The organism is Streptomyces sp. NPDC052042 (genome assembly GCF_044548345.1).
GTDB lineage: Bacteria > Actinomycetota > Actinomycetes > Streptomycetales > Streptomycetaceae > Streptomyces.
In genome coordinates, this window is the sequence record NZ_JBIUBU010000044.1 from 13,006 (window position 1) to 31,986 (window position 18,981).

The following is an 18,981-nucleotide window of genomic DNA, read 5'->3' on the forward strand; positions in this document are numbered from 1 at the left end:
GGGGGTCGCACCGTCCGGACCGGACTGGCGACGGCGGTCGGGGACGACAGCGGCCATCACCGCACCTGCCCTTCGCCCGGCCGCGCGGTGACGAGGGTTCCGGAGGGCGGGCGGGGACCGGAGGCGCGGCACAAATCTGGGTGCTGTGTACCGATGTCCCGCGCGGCTGCGGTCCCGATGCTCGGTGTCACCGGCGAGAGTCGGCACGAACCGAGGAGGACCCATGAGGAATCCGGTGCGGGTGAGCGTCGTCGCTCTGGACCCGGTGCTGGAGGCCGGCACCCTGAGCGCCCTGGACGGCTGTGCGGAGGTGCGGCCGGCTGTCGGGGAGCAGCGGCCGGATGTGACGGTGGTCGTGGTCGACCGGGTGGCCGACCCGGTGCTGGACCTGGTGCGCCGCACCCGGGCCGCCGAGCACCGTCCGGAGGTCGTCCTGGTGGCCACCGAACTGGGCCCGATGGAGGCACTGCATGCCATCGCCACGGGCGCCCGCGGCCTGCTGCGCCGCCGCGAGACGAGCGGCCCGAGGCTGGCCCACGCGGTGCTGGCCGCGGCCGGCGGGGACTGCGCGGTGCCGCCCGACCTGCTGGACGGACTCCTGGAGCACCGCGCGGAGGGCGCCGCCGCGGGCGTCGCCGACGCCTGGGGCGCGGCGGGGCTGAGCGAACGTGAACGCGCGGTGCTGCGGCTGGTCGCCGACGGCCGCGAGACCAGCGAGATAGCGGACGAACTCTGCTACTCGGTGCGGACGGTGACCACGGTCCTACACAACGTCACCCAGCGGTTCCGGCTGAAGAACCGCGCCCATGCGGTCGCCTACGTGCTGCGGGCGGGTCTGCTGTGAGCCCGACGACACTGCCCGGCCGCGCCGTCACGGGCGCCTGCGCGCCGTACGGTCCCTCGGCCGACCCTGCGCCGGTGCGCGTCCATGTGCGTGCCGCCGACGACGGCCTGCGCCGGTCCTGGCACCAGCGGCTCACCGGGGCGGGCATCCCGCTCGCGGAGGGGCCGCGGCCCGATCCCGGGCTGGTGCTGCTGGCCGCCGGCCGCACCGTGGACGAGGCGGTGGAGTCCTGCCCGGCTCCGGAGTCCCCGGACCGCCAACGGGTTCTGGTGGCTGCCCAGTTGATCTCTCCGGACGGTGTGCTGCGGGCCGTTCGGGCGGGCGCCCGGACCATCCTGCGCACCGCCGACGCCACCCCGGAGCAGCTGGTGGCCGCCGTGCACTCCGCGCACCACGGCGACGGCCGGCTGCCCTACGGGGTGCTGGTACGTCTGCTGGGCACCGCGCAGCAGCCCGGTCCGGAGCCCGTGGTGCCCGCCCACGACACCCCCCGTACGCCGCAGGCGGCGGCTCCGCTCACCCCGCGCCAGACGGCGGTGCTCACCCTGGTCGCCGAGGGCCACGGCAACGCGGTGATCGCCCGCGCGCTGTCCTGCTCGGAGCACACCGTCAAGAACGTCATCTACGAACTGATGGCGCGGCTCCAGGTGCGCAACCGCGCCCATGCGGTGGCACGGGCGGTGCGGGCCGGTCTGATCTGACCGGCCCGCACGGTTCTTCGCCCTGTTCCGGGTGACGGGCGCCGGGCCCGAGGTCGGCAGACCTCGGGCCCGGCGCGTTCTCAGTTCCGCGGCCGGACGAGGTCGCCGCGGACCGTGCCGCTGCCCGGCGCCGGCTCGGCAAGGTCCGAACCGGTCAGCGACACCTGCCGGTTGTCCTGGTCCACGTGGACGACGCGGGGCACGAGCGCCTTGGCCTCGGCGTCCGCCACGGAGGCGTAGGAGATGATGATGACGAGGTCGCCCGGCTGCACCAGCCGTGCCGCCGCGCCGTTGATGCCGATGACGCCGCTGCCGCGCTCCCCGGAGATCACATAGGTCTCCAGCCGGGCGCCGTTGGTGATGTCGACGATCTGGACCTGCTCACCGGGGAGCAGATCGGCGGCGTCCATCAGGTCCTCGTCGATCGTCAGCGATCCGACGTAGTGCAGATCGGCCTGGGTGACGGTGGCGCGGTGGATCTTGGACTTGAACATGGTGCGGAACATGGCGTGTTCTCCAGCATCTTTCGGACGGGGAAGGGAACGTGGGGGCCGGGCGGGGTGCCCGGCCGCTCAGCGCGGGTCGGCGTCGGTCGCGGGGGCGGAGGGCGTCAGGGCTTCGGAAGGGGCCGGGGCCTGCGGGGCTGCCGGGGTTTCGGCAGGGGCGGGGCTCGACGGGTCGGTGATCACGGTCATGGTGGCCCGGCGTACCGGACGGGCGAGGGTGGCGGCCAGCGCCATCAGCACCATCCACCCGGCCAGCACCGCCGCCGCGGCCCGCACACCGAAGCCGTCCAGCAGCAGGCCACCGACCAGCGCGCCCAGCGGCAGGGCACCGTTGGCCAGCAGGCTGGAGGCGCTCAGCACCCGGCCGCGCAGCTCGTCGGGGGTGACGGCCAGCTGGTAACTGCCCACCGCCACGTTCCAGATGGGCCCGACGAACCACATCGCGGTGTAGGCGATCGCGGCCGGCCACAGCCCGCCGCCGAAGGCCAGCACGCACATCAGCAGCGCCCAGACCCAGTTGGCGCCGATGACCAGGGCGTTCATCCGGAGGGTGCGCCCGAACCAGCCGGCGACCAGGGAACCGAGCATGCCGCAGCCCCCGGCCACACCGATCAGCAGGCCGATCGCGGCCGGTCGGGCGCCCTCCTCGGCGAGCAGCACGATCATCACCAGGAAGAGCGCCCGGAAGAGCAGATTGCTGCCGGCCACCAGGAGCGCCGTGGTCCGCAGCAGGGGCCGCCGCCACAGCCAGGTCAGCCCCTCCACCATCCGGCCCGCCTGCCGCCGCACCCGGGTGCGGCGGCTGTCCGCCGTCGCGTCGCCGTCCGGGCCGGCCTTGGCCCGTGCCGGTTCGCCGGGGCGGGCCGCCTGGAAGTCCTTGCGGATGCCCAGCAGCGTCGCCAGTGACACCAGATAGGCGAAGGTCTCCAGCACGAACGGCACCGCCCGGCCGAGGCCGAAGAGGATGCCGCCCAGCGGGGTCCCGATCATGGTGGCGGCCCGGCCGCGCGCCTCGTTCCCGGCCAGCGCGGCCGACAGTTGGCTCCGGTGCACCACATTGGGCACCGCCGCGGTGGAGGCCAGGCCGTTGAGCACCGTGAGCGTGCCCTCCACGAAGCCGACCACCATCACATGCGCCAGCCGCAGTTCACCGGCCAGCAGCGCGAGCACCACGCTGGCCGCGCCGGCCGCCCGCAGGCCGTCGCACCACATCATCACCCGCTTGCGGTTCCAGCTGTCGACCAGGACCCCGGCGGGCAGTTGGAAGAGCAGGGCCGGCAGCAGCACGACGAACCCGACCAGCCCGGCGGCGGAGGGCGAGCCCGTCACCGCGAGGACCAGCAGCGGATACGCCACCGTGGACGCCGTGGAGCCGATGATCGCCACCGCCGAACCGCTCCACAGCAGCATGAAGTCCCGGTTGCGCCGCAGCGGCGGCGGCTCGGCAACAGCACCCGCGTCGTCGGCGACCCTGCTCATGGACGTGTCCTCCACTCCGACATGGGGAATCCTCTCGAAAGCCGCACCAGATTCCCGGCACGCCGGTTGAACGGCCGGGCCGCACGGTGCCGCCAGCGTGCCCGGCATCGGCGGACCGGCCCCAGGGAAGGACGCGCAGAAAGGTACGCACCCGCCCTGCCGAAGACTTCGCCGGATGTTCTCTGCCAGGGGGAGAGGGGTGCGCCGACCCTGGCGGGTATGACTGCGAACCCTTCAGCGCTGTTCGCGCCGACGGCCGCCGAGCCACAGGCGTCCGGACAGACGCTTCCCCATCTGATGACCGCCGCATCCGGCCAAGGCTCCCCCGCCGAGCAGCTGGCCGCCGCCCGCCCGGAGATCCGCGCCCGGCTGCGCGAGCACGGCGCCGTACTACTGCGCGGCTACGGCTACGACGGGGTGGACGGCTTCGAGCAGACGGTGCGCATCATCGGCGGCGAGCCGCTGACGTACGCCGAGCGCTCCTCGCCCCGCTCCACCATCAAGGGCCAGGTCTACACGTCGACCGACTACCCGCCGTCGGAGGAGATCTTCCTCCACAACGAGAACTCCTACCAGGCCACATGGCCGCTGACGCTGTTCTTCTCCTGTGTGACCCCGCCCGACACTCTCGGCTCCACCCCGCTCGCCGACACCCGGCGGGTGCTGGCCGCCATCGACCCGGGGGTACGGGAAGAGTTCGCCGCCCGAGGCTGGATGGTGGTGCGCAACTTCACGGACGGATTCGGCGTCCCGTGGCAGCATGCCTTCAACACCGAGGACCGGGCCCAGGTCGAGGCGTACTGCGCGCGCAACGGCGTCGCCGCCGAGTGGACCGCCGGGGGCCTGCGTACCCGTGCCCGCCGCGAGGCGGTGCACCACCACCCGGTGACCGGGGAGCGGGTGTGGTTCAACCACCTGACGTTCTTCCATGTCACCACGTTGGGGCCTGACCTGTGCGCCGCGCTGCGGGAGATGTACGACGAGGCCGACCTGCCGACCAACACCTACTACGGCGACGGCGCCCCGGTGCCGGACGAGGTGGTGGCCCATCTGCGGGACTGCTACCGCGCCGAACAACGCCGCTTCGACTGGCAGCAGGGGGACGTGCTGGTCGTGGACAACATGCTCGCCGCGCACGCCCGCGAGCCGTTCACCGGCCCCCGGAAGATCGCCGTCGCCATGGCCGAGCCCTCCAGCGGACCGGTCGAGCAGGGCTGACCCTCCGCCCGCCCCCGTACATCCGACGCCCCACCACCACCTGCCCAGGGAGACACGACCGATGGCACCCGTCGACGGCGGTTATCCGCTGTCCTTCGCACAGGAACAGCTGTGGCTGCTCGACCAGCTCAGGTCGGGTGACGCCGCCGAGTATCTGATGCACGAGACCTTCAGAATCCGGGGCCCGCTGGACACGGACGCGCTGACCGCCGCGCTCACCGAGATCGCCGCCCGGCACGAGGTGCTGCGCACCCGGTACGCCGACGAGGACGGTGTCGCCGTCCAGGTCATCGATGAACCCGAGCCGGTGAAACCGGAGTTCGCCGATCTCAGCGACGCCCCGGACGACCGGCGCGAGCAGAGCCTGGCGGCGTTCGGCGCCGGCTGGGCCGGCGCGGCGATCGATCTGCGCCGGGAACACCCCTGGCGGGTGGCCGTGGTCCGGCTGGCGCCGGAGGACTGGGCGCTGCTGCTCACCTTCCACCACATCGCCTTCGACGGCTGGTCCTGGGGCCTGCTCGCCGACGAACTACGGGAGCTGTACGGCGCGTTCGCCTCCGGTGCCGGCTCACCGCTGGAGCCCCTGGAGCTTCAGTACGCGGACTACGCGGACTGGCAGCGCGAGTGGTGGGCGGCCCAGCCAGAGCTGTTGGAGCGTCAGCTCGACCACTGGCGGGAGCGGCTGGCGGGGGCGGCGCCTCTGGAGCTGCCCACCGACCGGCCGCGTCCGGCGCGGTGGGACGCCGCCGGGGACACGGTCGCGTTCACCGTGCCGGCCCCGCTGGCGACCCGCTTCGCCGCGCTCGCCAAGGAGCAGGGCGCCACGCTCTTCATGGCCGGGCTCGCCGCCTATCAGCTGCTGCTCGCCCGCTATTGCGGCGCGCACGACATCTCGGTCGGGGTCTCGCTGGCCAACCGGGACGACGCCCGGCTGGAGCGGCTGATCGGCCTGTTCCTCAACACGGTGGTGCTACGCACGGACCTGGGCGGGGCCCCGGACTTCCGGGAGCTGCTGTCCCGGGTGAAGAACACCACCCTGGACGTCTACAGCCATCAGGAGGTGCCCTTCGAGCGGGTGGTCGCGGCCCTCGCCCCGGAGCGGGACGCGGGCCGCAACCCGGTCTTCCAGGCCGGGTTCGCCCTGCACAACGCGCATCGCCGCCCGTTCGCGCTGCCGGGCCTGGAGGTCACCCGGGCCGGCGGCGGGGCGCACAGCTCCGCCTTCGATCTCTCCCTGCATCTGACGGAGCGCCCGGACGGCACGGTGGCGGGTGAGTTCATCTATCCCACCGCACTCTTCGACCGGGACCGGATCGAGCGGATGGCGGAGAACTTCGTGCATCTGCTCGACCAGGTGGTCGCCTCCCCCGGCACCCCGGTGGACCGGCTGGAGCCGGCCGCTCCGGCGGAGCGCGCCACGCTCACCGCCTGGGGGCGGGGCACGGCCCGTCCGGCGAAGGCGGACCGGGCCGGCCACGGCCTGGTCCGCCTGGTGCTCGACCAGGCGGCCGCCACCCCGCGGGCGACGGCCGTCGCCGACGACGACGGCTCGCTGGACTACGCCGGGCTGGCCGAGCGGGTGACACAGCTGGCCGGCCGACTGCACACCGAGGGGGTACGGCCCGGCGACCCGGTCGCGGTCAGCCTGCACCGCGGCCCGCGGCTGGTGACCGCGATCCTGGCCGTGCTGGCCGTCGGCGGCGTCCACGTGCCGCTGGCACCGGATCTCCCGGACGCCCGGCGGGACTTCCTGCTGACGGACTCCGGGGCGGAGCTGGTGCTCACCGAGGAGGCGCTGCGCGACCGCTTCGAGGACAGCCCCCGGGTACGGGCGCTGGACGACGAGTGGTCCGCCGGAAGGACGGCCCCGCCCGGCGTCTTCCCCTACCCGGCCGGACCGGACGACGCGGCCTGCCTGGTGTACACCTCCGGATCCACCGGCACCCCCAAGGGCGTGGTGGTGACCCATGGCGGGCTGCGCAACCGGGTGCTGTGGTCGGTGGAGGCGTACGCGATGACGGCCGCCGACCGGCTGCTCCAGAAGACGACCATCGGATTCGACGCCTCCCTGTGGGAGTTCCTGTCCCCGCTGGTCTCCGGCGGCACCGTGGTGATGGCCCCGGCGGACGCGCACCGGGATCCGTCCGTGATGGCCGCCGCCATGGCCCGCCACCGGGTCACCCTGCTCCAGCTGGTGCCTTCCGTGCTGCGCCTGCTGGTCCAGGAACCGGCACTGGCCGGCTGCACGGCGCTGCGGCTGGTCAGCTCGGCGGGCGAGCCGCTGCCCGGCGAACTGTGCGAGCGGCTGCGCGCGGTCGTGCCCGGGGTGGAGGTCTCCAACACCTACGGCCCCACCGAGTGCTCCATCGACTCGACCGCGCACCGCTGCACGGGCGAGAGGCTGCCCGGTTCCGGCACGGTCGCCATCGGCGCCCCGCTGCCGGGCGTCGGCGTCTCCGTGGTGGACCGGGCCGACCTGCTGGTCCCGATCGGTGTACCCGGGGAACTGTGCGTACGGGGCGTGGGACTGGCCCGCGGCTATCTGGGCCGCCCCGGGCAGACCGCCGAACGCTTCGGCGTGGACCCGTACGCCGCCGTGCCCGGCGGGCGCTGGTACCGCACCGGCGACCTGGTGCGCTGGCGGGCCGACGGCACCCTGGAGTTCCTGGGCCGGGCCGACGACCAGGTGAAGATCCATGGCGTCCGGATCGAACCGGCCGAGATCGAGGCCCTGCTGCTGGCGCACCCGGGGGCCGCCGCAGCGGCAGTGGTGGCCCGGCCGGGCGCGCACGGCGAACTGGAGCTGACCGCCTACGCCGTGCCCGCCGCCGCCGGGGCCGCCGACACGGAGCTGCGGGCAGAGCTGCTGGCCCACCTCGCCGCGCGGCTGCCCGCCGCGGTCGTGCCGTCCCGGCTGATGCTGCTGGACGCCCTGCCGCTGACCGCCAGCGGCAAGGTGGACCGGCGCGCGCTGCCCGGCCCAAAGGAGGCCGCGCGGCAACCGGCCGCGACGCAAGCGGTCCGTACCGCCCCGCGTACGGCGACGGAGCGGGCCGTCGTGGAGGCCATGGCCACGGTCCTGGAGATCCCCGAACCGGGCCTGGACGACGACTTCTTCGGCCTCGGCGGCCACTCGCTCCTCGCCATCCGGCTGGTCCTCGGGCTGCGCCGCGCCTTCGGCATCGAGATGACGGTCGCCGAGCTCTTCGCCGACCGCACCCCCGCCGCCCTGGCCGCCCGCATCGACCGGGCCACCAAAGCCGCCGAGACCGCGGAGGCCGGGCAGGGCAGCGACGGCACCGGCGGCACGGGCGACGGCATCGTCCCGGTGCCCCGGGACGGCGAGCTGCCGCTCTCCTTCGGGCAGCAGCGCATGTGGTTCCTGGACCAGTTGGAGCCGGGCAGCCAGGAGTATCTGATCCCACTGGCGCTGCGGCTGCGCGGCCCGCTGGACACCGCCGCCTTCCGGGGCGCGCTGGACGAGGTGGCCCGGGTGCACGAGGTGCTGCGCACCCGGTACGCGGACCGGGACGGCAGCCCGGTACAGGTCATCGACCCGCCGGGCCCGGTGGCGTTCCGGCTGGTGGACCTCACCGGCGCCGACGGCGGCGCGGACGAAGTGGCCGCCCGTGCCCGGGGGCTGCTGGAGGAGGCGCTGCGCGTCCCCTTCGACCTGTCGGCCGAACACCCCTTGCGGGTCACCGTGATCCGCGCCGCCCCCGAGGACCACTGGGTGGCCCTCGCCGCCCACCACATCGCCTTCGACGCCTGGTCCACCAAGGTGTTCCTGCGCGACCTGGACACCGCCTACACCGCACTCGCCGCCGGCGGGCCGGCGCCGCTGCGCCCCGGCCAGGTCCAGTACGCGGACTTCGCCGCCTGGCAGCGCGGCCGGGAGGACGGACCGGAGAGGGGCCGCCACCTCGGCCACTGGCTGGAGCGCCTCGGTGGTCTCACCCCGGTCGAGCTGCCCTCCGACCGGCCCCGGACGGCGACCCGCGACGCCGCCGGGGACACCGTCATCGTCGATGTCCCCGAGGCCGTCGGCCGGGCGGTCACCGAGCTGGGCAACCGGCACGGCGCGACCCCGTTCATGACCCTGCTCAGCGCGTTCCAGGTGCTGCTGCACCGCTACACGGGGCGCACCGACATCGCGGTGGGCGTCCCGGTGGCCGCCCGCACCCGGGAGGAGACCGAGGGGCTGCTCGGCCTCTTCGTCAACAGCCTGGTGATCCGCACCGATCTGGGCGGCGACCCGGCCTTCGTTGGGCTGCTGGCGCGGGTGAAGGAGGTCTGCCTGGAGGCGTTCGCGCACCAGGACGTGCCGTTCGAGCAGCTCGTGGACGAGCTCGGGACGGAACGCGACCTGTCGCGCAACCCGCTGTTCCAGGTGATGTTCGAGCACCAGCACATGGGCGGGCTGACCACCACCCTCGGCGAGCTGGCTGCCGAACCGATCAACGCGGGCCCGCGGACGGCCAAGTTCGACCTCACCCTGACCGTGAAGGAGCGCCCGGACGGGCGGATGCACTGCTGGTTCGAGTACGCGAGCGCGCTGTTCGACCGCGCCACGGTGGAGCGGCTGGCCGCCCACTACCTGCGGCTGCTGGAGTCCGTGACCGCCGCACCGGACACCGCCCTGGCCGCGCTGGAGCTGATGCCCGACGCCGAACGGCGGCAGCTGCTCGGCAGCTGGCCCGACCCGTACGCCGCACGGCTGCCAAAGATCGTCCCCGAGGCCGAGCGCGACCTGACCGTGCCGGAGCTGTTCGTCCGGCAGGCGGCCCGCACCCCGGACGCGGTCGCCCTGATATGCGGGGGCGAGAAGCTCGGCTACGGCGTTCTGGAGGCACGGACCTCCCGCTTCGCCCGGCGGCTGCGGGCGCTGGGCGCCGGTCCCGAGACGGTGGTGGCCTCCTGCCAGGAACGCGGCATCGACGCCGTGGTGACGCTGCTCGGTGTGCTGCGGGCGGGCGCGGTCTACGTACCGCTCGACCCCCGGCATCCGCGGCGTCGTCTCGCCCGGACCGTCGAGGACGCCGGGGCGCGATTCGTGGTCACCACCGCCGAGCACACGGCCACCTTCACCGGCGACGGCCTCCAGGTGCTCACCGTGGACGCCCTCGACGCCGGGGACCTTGCCACCGACGCGGCCGAGGAACTGCCGGACGTCCCGGTGGCCCTGGACAACCTGGCCTACATGATCTACACCTCCGGCTCCACCGGGCGACCCAAGGGGGTGATGATCGACCACCGCGCCTACGCCCACCACTGCCGGATCGCCGCCGACGCGTACGGCATCGGCCCCGGCGAACGAGTGGTCCAGCTCTCCTCGCTGACCTTCGACGTCGCGATGGAGCAGATCGCCGCCCCGCTGCTGACCGGCGCCGCCGTGGTGATCGCGGATCCGCTGTTCTGGAGTCCGGACGAACTCCCGGCCCGGCTCGCCGAACACGGCGTCACGGTCATGGAGACCACCCCGGCCTACTACCGGGAGGCGATGAACTACGACACGAGCGTGCTCACCGGGCTGAAGCTGATCAACCTCAGCAGCGATGTGGTCACCGTGGCGGACGCCCGGCAGTGGTCCGCGAGCGGGCTGCCCGGCCGGTTCGTCTGCTGCTACGGCCCCACCGAGGCCACCGTCACCTGCCTGCTGCACACCGAGGCGGTCGAGCACGACGAGCAGCGGGACACCGCGTCCATGCCGCTGGGCCGTCCGTTCGCCGGCACCCGGGCCTACGTCCTGGACGCGCGGCAGCGCCCCGTACCGCTCGGCGTCCCCGGCGAACTCTGCGTCGGCGGCGTCCGGCTGGCCCGCGGCTACCACGGACGGCCGGAGCTGACCGCCGAGCAGTTCGTGCCCGACCCGTTCGGCGAGGCGGGCGAGCGGCTGTACCGGACCGGCGATCTGGTGCGGTACCGGCCGGACGGCATCCTGGAGTTCCTGGGCCGGATCGACCAGCAGGTCAAGATCCGCGGGCTGCGCATCGAACTCGGTGAGATCGAGGCCGCCCTGACCGGCCACCCCGGCGTCGGCGCGGCGGCCGTGACCGCACCCGAGATCACGCCGGGCAACCGACAGCTGGCCGCCTATGTGACCGGCCAGGACGGTGCCCCCGCCCCCGACCCGGACGTACTGCGCGAGCATCTGCGGGAGCGGCTGCCCGACTACATGGTTCCGGCGCTGTGGACCGCCCTGGACACCCTGCCGATGACCGCCAGCCAGAAGATCGACCGCAAGGCCCTGCCCGCCCCGGCCACCACCACCGAGCGCGCCCATGTGGCGCCCCGGGGCCCGGTCGAGGAGATGGTGGCGGCGATCTGGGCCGAGGCGCTCGGTATCGAACAGGTCGGTGCCGAGGACGACTTCTTCGCCCTGGGCGGCCATTCGCTGCTGGCCACCCGCGTGCTCGCCCGGATCCGGGAGTCCTTCGCGGTGGACCTCCCGCTGCGCCGGCTCTTCGAGAACACCACGGTCGCCGCCCTCGCGGCGGCCGTCACCGAGGCCGTCGAGGCCGCTATCGCCCAGCTCTCCGACGCAGAGGTCGCGGAACTGCTGAACCCGGAAGGCGCACGATGACGCACCAGACGCTCGACCCCGCGGCACTCCGCGCCCAGTTGCTGAGGCAGCGGCTGCGCGGGGCCGCCGCCCCCGCCCCGTCCGACGGCATCGCCCGCGCCCCGCGCGGCGGCCCGCTGCCGCTCTCCTTCGCCCAACAGCGACTGTGGGTGCTGGACCGGCTGAGCCCGGGGGCCACCACCTATCTCATGACGGCCGCGCTGCGGCTGTGCGGGCCCCTCGATGCCGGGGCGCTGCGGGGCGCGCTGGACGCGCTGGTGGCCCGGCACGAGGTGCTGCGCACCCGCTACCCGGTCGTCGACGGCGGCCCGGTCCAGGTCATCGACGCGCCCGCGCCGGTGGACCTCGCCGAGGAGGACCTGACCGGGCTCGCCACGGAGGACCGCGCCCGCCGCCTGGCCGAGCTGGGCACCTCGCGGCGGCAGCCGGTGGACCTGGCCGAAGGGCCCGTGCTCCGTGCCGTACTGGCCCGATGCGCGGCCGAGGAGCACACGCTCTTCGTGACCGTGCACCACATCGCGGCGGACGGCTGGTCGGAGGACCTGCTGGTGCGCGAGCTGATCGACGGGTACCGGCGGCTGACCGGTCCAAAGCGGCCGGCGCCCGCACCGCCGGCCCTCCAGTACGCGGACTTCGCCCTCTGGCAGCGCGAACGGCTCACCGAGGAACGGCTGAAGGAGGGCATCGGCTACTGGCACAAGCGGCTGGCGGGGCTCGCGCCACTGGAACTGCCCACCGACCGGCCGCGTCCGGCGGTCCGGGACGAGACCGGGGCCCTCGCCCCGTTCACCGTGCCCGCCGAGGTCGCCGGCCGCCTCTCCCGGCTGGCGCGCGAGCACGGCGCCACCCCGTTCATGGCCGCTCTCGCCGCGTTCCAGGTGCTGCTGAGCCGGTACACCGGCAGCACCGACATCGCGGTGGGCACCCCGGTCTCCGGCCGGGACCGGGCCGAGACGCAGGAGATGCTGGGGCTGTTCCTGAACACCCTGGTCCTGCGCACCGATCTCTCGGGCGCCCCCGGCTTCGCCGAGGTGCTGACCCGGCTCCGGGAAGGCGCACTGGACGACTACGGCCACCAGGAGGTGCCCTTCGAGCGGCTGGTCAACGCCCTGGCTCCGGAGCGCGACCCCTCCCGTACACCGCTCTTCAGCGCGATGTTCCTCTGGGAGGGTGCCGACGGGCAGGCCCCCCGCGGGCTCGAAGACGGCGGTACCGGGACGTTGGCGGTGGAGCGGCGGGCGGTCGGCGAGACCACCGCCAAGTTCGATCTGACGCTGAGCGTCACCGAGCGGCCGGACGGTTCGTTCTCCGGCGGACTCAACTACGCCACCGCGCTGTTCGACCCGGCCACCGCGGCACGCATGGCCGGCCATTTCACCCGGCTGCTGGCTGCCGCCGTCGCCGCGCCGGACGCCCCGGTCGGCGGGCTGGAGCTGATGTCCGGGCCGGAGCTGGACGAGGTGGTGCACCGGTGGAACGACACCGCCACCCCGTACCCCACCGGGACGCTGCACGGCCTGTTCGAGGCCCAGGCGACGGCCACCCCGGACGCCGTGGCGGTCACCGACGAGGACGGCACGCTCAGTTACGCGGAGCTGAACCACCGCGCGGACACCGTGGCCGCAGCGCTCAGGGCCCGGGGCGCGGGCCCCGGCACCGTCTCCGGGGTGTGCCTGGAACGCTCCCGCGGCCTGCTGGTGGCCCTTCTCGGGGTACTCAAGGCGGGCAGCGCCTATCTGTCGCTGGAGCCGGAACTCCCCCTGGAGCGGCGCCAGTACATGCTGGCCGACTCGGGCGCCCGGATCCTGCTCACCGACACCGGGGCCGGGCCCGCGGGCGTACCGGCCGATGTCACGGTCCTGCAGCTGGCGCACGACGGACTGCTCCCGGACGGCGTTCCGGGCCGGGCCGGAGCCGCGCCCGGTCCGGGCGACGCCGCGTACGTGATCTACACCTCCGGTTCCACGGGCCGCCCCAAGGGGGTGCTGGTCGAGCACCGGGCGATCGTCAACCGGCTGCACTGGATGCAGCGGGAGTTCGGCCTCGACGCCACCGACCGGGTGCTCCAGAAGACCCCGATGGGCTTCGACGTCTCGGTCTGGGAGTTCTTCTGGCCGGTGTCCACCGGCGCCACCCTGGTCATGGCCCGCCCCGGCGGCCACCGGGACCCGGCCTATCTGGCCCGGACCATCGCCGAGAAGTCCATCACCACCCTGCACTTCGTGCCGTCGATGCTGCGGGCGTTCCTCTCGGGCCCCGTCCCCGCGCTGCCCTCGGTGCGCCGTGTGGTGTGCAGCGGGGAGGCGCTGCCGGGGGACCTGGTCACCGCCTCAATGGAACGCCTCGGGATCGCCCCGCACAACCTCTACGGCCCGACGGAGGCCGCCGTGGACGTCACCAGCGCCCCGTGCGTCCCCGGCCGACGGGTCACCATCGGCAAGCCCATCGCCAACACCCGTACCTACATCGTGGACGCGGCGCTGCGGCCGGTGCCGGTCGGGGTCCCGGGCGAACTGTTGCTCGGCGGCGTCCAGTTGGCTCGCGGCTACGTCGGCAGACCGGCGCTGACCGCCGACCGCTTCGTCCCGGACCCCTTCGGTAGAACGCCCGGCGGACGGCTGTACCGCACCGGCGACCTGGCCCGCTATCTGCCGGACGGCTCCATCGACTATCTGGGCCGCCTGGACCACCAGGTCAAGATCCGCGGCCAGCGCATCGAACTGGGCGAGATCGAGGAGGTGCTCCACGAGCACCCCGCGGTCGCCTCCGCGGCCGTCGCGGTGTACCAGGATCGGCTGGTGGCCTATGTCACCGGCCACCCCGCACCGGCCACCCCGGGCGTGGGCACCGCCTCACCCGACACCGGCGCGATCCGGGCCTGGCTGCGCGAGCGGCTGCCGGACGCCATGGTGCCCGCCGACTGGATGGTGCTGGACGCCCTCCCGCTGACCGCCAGCGGCAAGACCGACCGCAAGGCGCTGCCCGCCCCCGACCGCAGCCGCGACAGCCGGGCGGGTGAGTACACGGCACCGCGCACCCCCGTGGAGCGGGCGATCACCGAGGAGCTGGCCGCCGCGCTGGACCTCGACCAGGTCGGCGTCCACGACCGGTTCTTCGACCTCGGCGGCGACTCCATCCGGGCGATCCGCGCGGTGGGCGCCCTCCAGGGCCGGGGCCTGGCCCTGTCCGTACAGCACCTGTTCACCCACCCCACCGCCGCCCAACTGGCCAGCGTCGCCACCGAGACCGCCGGCAGCGGGCAGGGGCACCAGCTGGTCGCGCCGTTCGCCCAACTGGACCCGGCCGACCGGGAGCGGCTGCCGGACGGGCTGGCCGACGCCTACCCGCTGGGCGAGGTCCAGGCCGGGATGGTCTACGAGCTGCTGGCCGACCCGGAGGCCAACACCTACCAGAACGTCAGCAGTTTCCACTTCACCGACGACGGCCCGTTCTCCCTCCCGGCGCTGCGCGAGTCGATCCGGCGGCTCGTCGACCGGCACGAGATCCTGCGCACCTCCTTCCGGCTGTCCGGCTTCTCCGGGCCGCTCCAACTGGTCCACCGGCATGCCGAGGCCGAGGTCGGATTCACCGATCTGCGCGGGCGGACACCGGACGAACAGCGATCCGCCGTCGCGGAGTTCCGCGCCGCCGAGCAGCGCGTACCGTTCGATCTGGAGCGCGCCCCGCTGCTGCGCTACCACGTGCACCGCACGGGTGAGCGCACCTGGATCCTCACCCACACGGAGTGCCACGCCATCCTGGACGGCTGGAGCCACCATTCGGTGATCCAGGAGATCCGCGCCGACTACGGCCGTGTCCGGGACGACGCCGACTGCGCCGTCACCCCGCCGCCGCGCGCCCGCTACGCCGACTTCATCGCGCTGGAGCGGGCCTCGCTCGACTCGGCGGAGGACCGCGCCTTCTGGCAGGGCCGGATCGGCGGCTTCCCCCGCCTGGAGCTGCCCGCGCCCACCGCGCTCGCGGAGTCCGACGGGCCCGCCCACGAGGTCCGGGTCTCCTGGGCCGAGCTGGACCCGGCGCTGCGCCGGCTCGCCGCCCGTACCGGCACCTCGCTGAAGACGGTGCTCTACACCGCGCATCTGAAGCTGCTGGGCCTGATCTCCGGGCAGCGCCGCTTCTTCGCGGGTGCCGTGTGCAACGGCCGCCCCGAACTGCCGGACGGCGACGAGGTGCGCGGCATGTACCTCAACACCGTGCCGTTCGCGGTGGACCTGGACGCGCCCAGCTGGGAGGAGCTGCTGCGCGCGGTCTTCGCCGAGGAGGCGGCCGTCTGGCCGCACCGCCGCTATCCGCTGCCCGCCATGCAGCGCGAGTGGGGCGGCGGCGTCCCGCTGGTCGACGTGATCTTCGGCTATCTCGACTTCCATGTGCTGGACCACTCCGGCACCGCCCCGGAGGCCGTCACCGACAGCAGTCCCAACGAGTTCACCTTCGACGTGTGGACCTTCCCCGGCGAACTGCGGATGACCTGCCGCCCCGGCTGGGCCGGACGGGCCCGGCTGGAGGCGATGGCCGCCACCTTCGTGGAGGTGCTGCGGGCCATGGCCGAGCGGCCGGAGGCCGCCCCCGGCGCCTTCCACGCCGCAGAGCTGGCCAGGCCCACACTCGCCCCGGAGCCCCGTCCGCTGCCGCCCGAGGTGACCCTGCCGGAGCTGATCGCCGGCCGCTCCCGGCCGCAGGACGTGGCCCTGGACGACGGGGATTCCACCGTCACCTACGGCGAACTGGAGGCCCGTGCCAACCAGTTCGCCCATCTGCTGCGGGCCCGCGGGGTCCGGGCCGAGGATCCCGTCGCGGTCTGCCTGGAGCGCGGCCCGGAGACGGTGATCTCCCTGCTCGGTGTGGTGAAGGCGGGCGGCTGCTACGTCCCGGTCGACCCGGAGTACCCCGAGGAGCGGATCGGCTATCTGCTGGCCGACTCCGGCGCCGGGCTGCTGGTCACCCGCTCCGCGCTGGCCGACCGGCTGTCCGGACTGCTCACGAGCGGTGTCCGGACCGTGCTGCTGGACACCGAACGGGCCGAGCTGGAGGCACAGCCGCGGACCGATCCGGGTGCGGGCACCGGTCCGGACAACACCGCCTACGTCATCTACACCTCGGGATCCACCGGGCGCCCCAAGGGCGTCCAGGTCACGCACCGCAACGTCGTGCGCCTGGTACACGGCGAGAACCACGCGGAGATCGGGCCGCACGACACCGTGCTGGTGGTCTCCCCGCTGGCCTTCGACGCCTCCGCCTTCGAGCTGTGGGGCACGCTGGCCAACGGCGGCCGGCTGGCGTTCGCCCCGCCCGGCACCCCCACCACGGCGGGCATCGCCGAGGTCCTGCGGGAGCGGCGAGTATCCGTGGCGTTCCTGACCACCAGCCTCTTCCACCTGATGGTGGAGAGCTGCCCCGAGGCGCTGACCGGGCTGCGTGCGCTGCTGGCCGGCGGGGACGTGCTCTCCCCCGGCCGGGTGCGGACCGCGCTCGGTCACGGGCTGCGGGTCAGCAACATGTACGGGCCGACCGAGTGCACCACCTTCGCCACCGGGCAGCACGGCTTCACCGTGGAGCAGACGGACCGGCCCCTGCCCATCGGACTGCCGATCGCGCACACCACCGCGCTGGTCACCGACGAGGACCTCAACCCCGTTCCCTACGGCGTCCCCGGCGAGCTGCTGCTCGGCGGCCCGGGGGTGGCCCGCGGCTATCTGGGCCGGCCGGAGCTGACCGCCGACCGCTTCGTCCCCGACCCCACCGGCACCTGGCCCGGCGGCAGGCTCTACCGGACCGGCGACCTGGTCCGCCAGGACCCGGACGGTGTCCTCCACTTCCTGGGCCGCCGTGACCACCAGGTCAAGGTGCGCGGCCACCGCATCGAGCTCGGCGAGGTGGAGGCCGGACTGAACGGCCTGCCCGGAGTGCACGAGGCCGTGGCGGCCGTGCGTCCGGGCCCGGACGGCGACAAGCAACTGGTCGGCTATGTCGTCATGGCGGAGCACACCGCCTTCGACCCGGCGGCCCTGCGCTTTGCCCTGCGGCAGCGGGTACCGGGCTTTCTGGTGCCCAGCGCCTGGGTCCGGCTGGACGAGCTGCCGCTGAACGCCAACGGCAAGCTGGACCGGGCCGCGCTGCCGGCCCCGGGCGGCGTCAGCACCGGCGGCGAGGTGGTGGCCCCGCGCACCGCCGCCGAACGGGCCCTGGCAAAGGTGTGGGCGGAGGTCCTCAACCTCGAACGGGTGGGTGCCCACGACGACTTCTTCCTGCTCGGCGGACACTCCCTGCTGATTCTGCGGGCCATCGCACTGCTGCGTGAACGCCACGGCCTGGAACTGACCGTGCGGGCCTTCGTGGAGCACCACACCCTGGACGCCATCGCCGCCGCGGCGGAACGCGGCGAGACGGGCGACACCTCGCGCAGCGCCCTGATGTGGCTGCGCAGGGAAGGCGGGCAGGCGCCGCTCTTCTGCGTCCACCCCGGAGGCGGCAGCGCCCACTGGTACCAGCGGCTGGTCCCCCACCTGGCCGAGGACCTGCCGGTCGCCGCCCTGGAATGGCCCGGCCTCCAGTCCGGCCCCGGAAAGCCGGTGCCCACCGCCGCGGAGATGGCCGAGCGGTACGTCACCGAGATCCGGCGGGCCCGCCCGCACGGCCCCTACCGGCTGCTCGGCTGGTGCGGCGGCAGCGGGATCACCGCCGAGATGGCGGACCGGCTGAGGGCGGACGGCGAGGAGGTGACGTTCATCCTGCTCGACCCGGGCCTGGACAGCCACGAACGGCATGGCCTGTGGGAGGAGTTCCGGCTGATCGAGAGCTGCACCGCCAGGCTGGAGGAGCTGGCAGCGGCCGGCCCGGAGGAGGACACGGGTGCGCTGCGCGACGAGATCCTGAAGCTGCTGAACCACCTGGTGGACGATGCGGACCCGGAGACCGGGATCGTGCTCCCCGAGCCGAACGGGGCCGATGTCTGGCTCCCGTCGGCCCGGATCTGGCGCGAGGTGATGGAGATGACCCTCACCTACCGGCACCGCTACTTCCCCGGCACCCTGCATCTGATCATCAGTGATGAACTCGCCCGCGGGGAGCACGAGGTGGCCCTCGGCCAGACCTACCAGGAGTATCTGGACCGCTGGCGGGAGCTGAACGCCGCCGTCGAGGCCCACCGGGTCCCCGGCGACCACTTCGGCGTCATGCGCCTCCCCCATGTCACGTCCCTGGCCGAGACCCTGGCCGAACTGCTGGGCTGACCCCGGCGGAAGGACGGCAGACACCGACAGAGCCCGGCCGGACCGTTCCGGCCGGGCTCTGAGCTGCCCGCACGCCGGGGCGGGGCCGCATCCGGGAGCCCGTGTGCCGAGCGGGGCCGCACGCGGGGGCCGGAGCCCGCCTCCTGGCCGGGAGCACGTACGCGTGAGGCCGGGGCCCGCCTCCGGGAGCGCGTACGCGGGTGGGGGCTCGCGGTCGACCGGTTCGCCCGGCGTCCGTACCCGGGAGCCGGACGCCGACCGGTCCGGCTGGTCCGGCTGGTCCGGCTGGTCCGGCTGGTCCGGCTGGTCCGGCTGGTCCGGCTGGTCCGGCTGGTCCGGCTGGTCCGGCTGGTCCGGCTGGTCCGGCTGGTCCGGCTGGTCCGGCTGGTCCGGCTGGTCC

General features: G+C 74.0%; 8 protein-coding genes. 6 read left to right on the forward strand and 2 right to left on the reverse strand.

Annotation, left to right across the window (positions count from 1 at the left end; all coding sequences use genetic code 11):
* Positions 1–223 precede the first annotated feature (223 nt).
* Together ACIHCL_RS35120 and ACIHCL_RS35125 are read left to right on the forward strand one after the other, a co-directional pair.
* Complete coding sequence (locus tag ACIHCL_RS35120; protein ID WP_399868459.1) at positions 224–844, forward strand: response regulator transcription factor; 621 nt, start codon at positions 224–226, stop codon at positions 842–844.
* A gap of 74 nt (positions 845–918) precedes the next feature.
* Entirely contained in the window at positions 919–1,545 is a 627-nt protein-coding gene (locus ACIHCL_RS35125) for a LuxR C-terminal-related transcriptional regulator (RefSeq protein ID WP_399868463.1), read from the forward strand.
* An 80-nt stretch (positions 1,546–1,625) separates the two neighbouring features.
* On the opposite strand, the gene panD is transcribed toward ACIHCL_RS35125, so the two are convergent.
* Both panD and ACIHCL_RS35135 read right to left on the reverse strand, forming a co-directional pair.
* Complete coding sequence (gene panD, locus ACIHCL_RS35130; RefSeq protein ID WP_399868465.1) at positions 1,626–2,051, reverse strand: aspartate 1-decarboxylase; 426 nt, start codon at positions 2,049–2,051, stop codon at positions 1,626–1,628.
* A gap of 66 nt (positions 2,052–2,117) precedes the next feature.
* Entirely contained in the window at positions 2,118–3,530 is a 1,413-nt protein-coding gene (locus ACIHCL_RS35135; protein ID WP_399868467.1) for an MFS transporter, read from the reverse strand.
* Positions 3,531–3,827: 297 nt separating this feature from the next.
* Between ACIHCL_RS35135 and ACIHCL_RS35140 the strand changes: the two genes are divergently transcribed.
* The 4 genes from ACIHCL_RS35140 to ACIHCL_RS35155 form a co-directional block, all read left to right on the forward strand.
* Entirely contained in the window at positions 3,828–4,748 is a 921-nt protein-coding gene (locus ACIHCL_RS35140) for a TauD/TfdA family dioxygenase (RefSeq protein WP_399868476.1), read from the forward strand.
* Positions 4,749–4,809: 61 nt separating this feature from the next.
* Positions 4,810–11,331 (forward strand): amino acid adenylation domain-containing protein, encoded by a 6,522-nt coding sequence (locus ACIHCL_RS35145; RefSeq protein ID WP_399868469.1) that lies wholly within the window; start codon positions 4,810–4,812, stop codon positions 11,329–11,331.
* The gene (locus ACIHCL_RS35150; RefSeq protein ID WP_399868470.1) at positions 11,328–18,581 is read left to right on the forward strand and encodes an amino acid adenylation domain-containing protein; all 7,254 of its coding nucleotides are present in this window, start codon (positions 11,328–11,330) and stop codon (positions 18,579–18,581) included. The genes ACIHCL_RS35145 and ACIHCL_RS35150 overlap by 4 nt, the downstream gene beginning before the upstream one ends.
* Positions 18,582–18,744: 163 nt before the next feature.
* On the forward strand, positions 18,745–18,981 hold a 237-nt coding region (locus ACIHCL_RS35155), incomplete at its 3' end, for a hypothetical protein (protein ID WP_399868472.1).

Coding starts and splice junctions, on each gene's coding strand:
- ACIHCL_RS35120 (WP_399868459.1), top strand. CDS start 224: ATGAGGAATCCGGTGCGGGTGAGCGTCGTCGCTCTGGACCCGGTGCTG.
- panD (WP_399868465.1), bottom strand. CDS start 2,051: ATGTTCCGCACCATGTTCAAGTCCAAGATCCACCGCGCCACCGTCACC.
- ACIHCL_RS35135 (WP_399868467.1), bottom strand. CDS start 3,530: ATGAGCAGGGTCGCCGACGACGCGGGTGCTGTTGCCGAGCCGCCGCCG.
- ACIHCL_RS35140 (WP_399868476.1), top strand. CDS start 3,828: ATGACCGCCGCATCCGGCCAAGGCTCCCCCGCCGAGCAGCTGGCCGCC.
- ACIHCL_RS35145 (WP_399868469.1), top strand. CDS start 4,810: ATGGCACCCGTCGACGGCGGTTATCCGCTGTCCTTCGCACAGGAACAG.
- ACIHCL_RS35150 (WP_399868470.1), top strand. CDS start 11,328: ATGACGCACCAGACGCTCGACCCCGCGGCACTCCGCGCCCAGTTGCTG.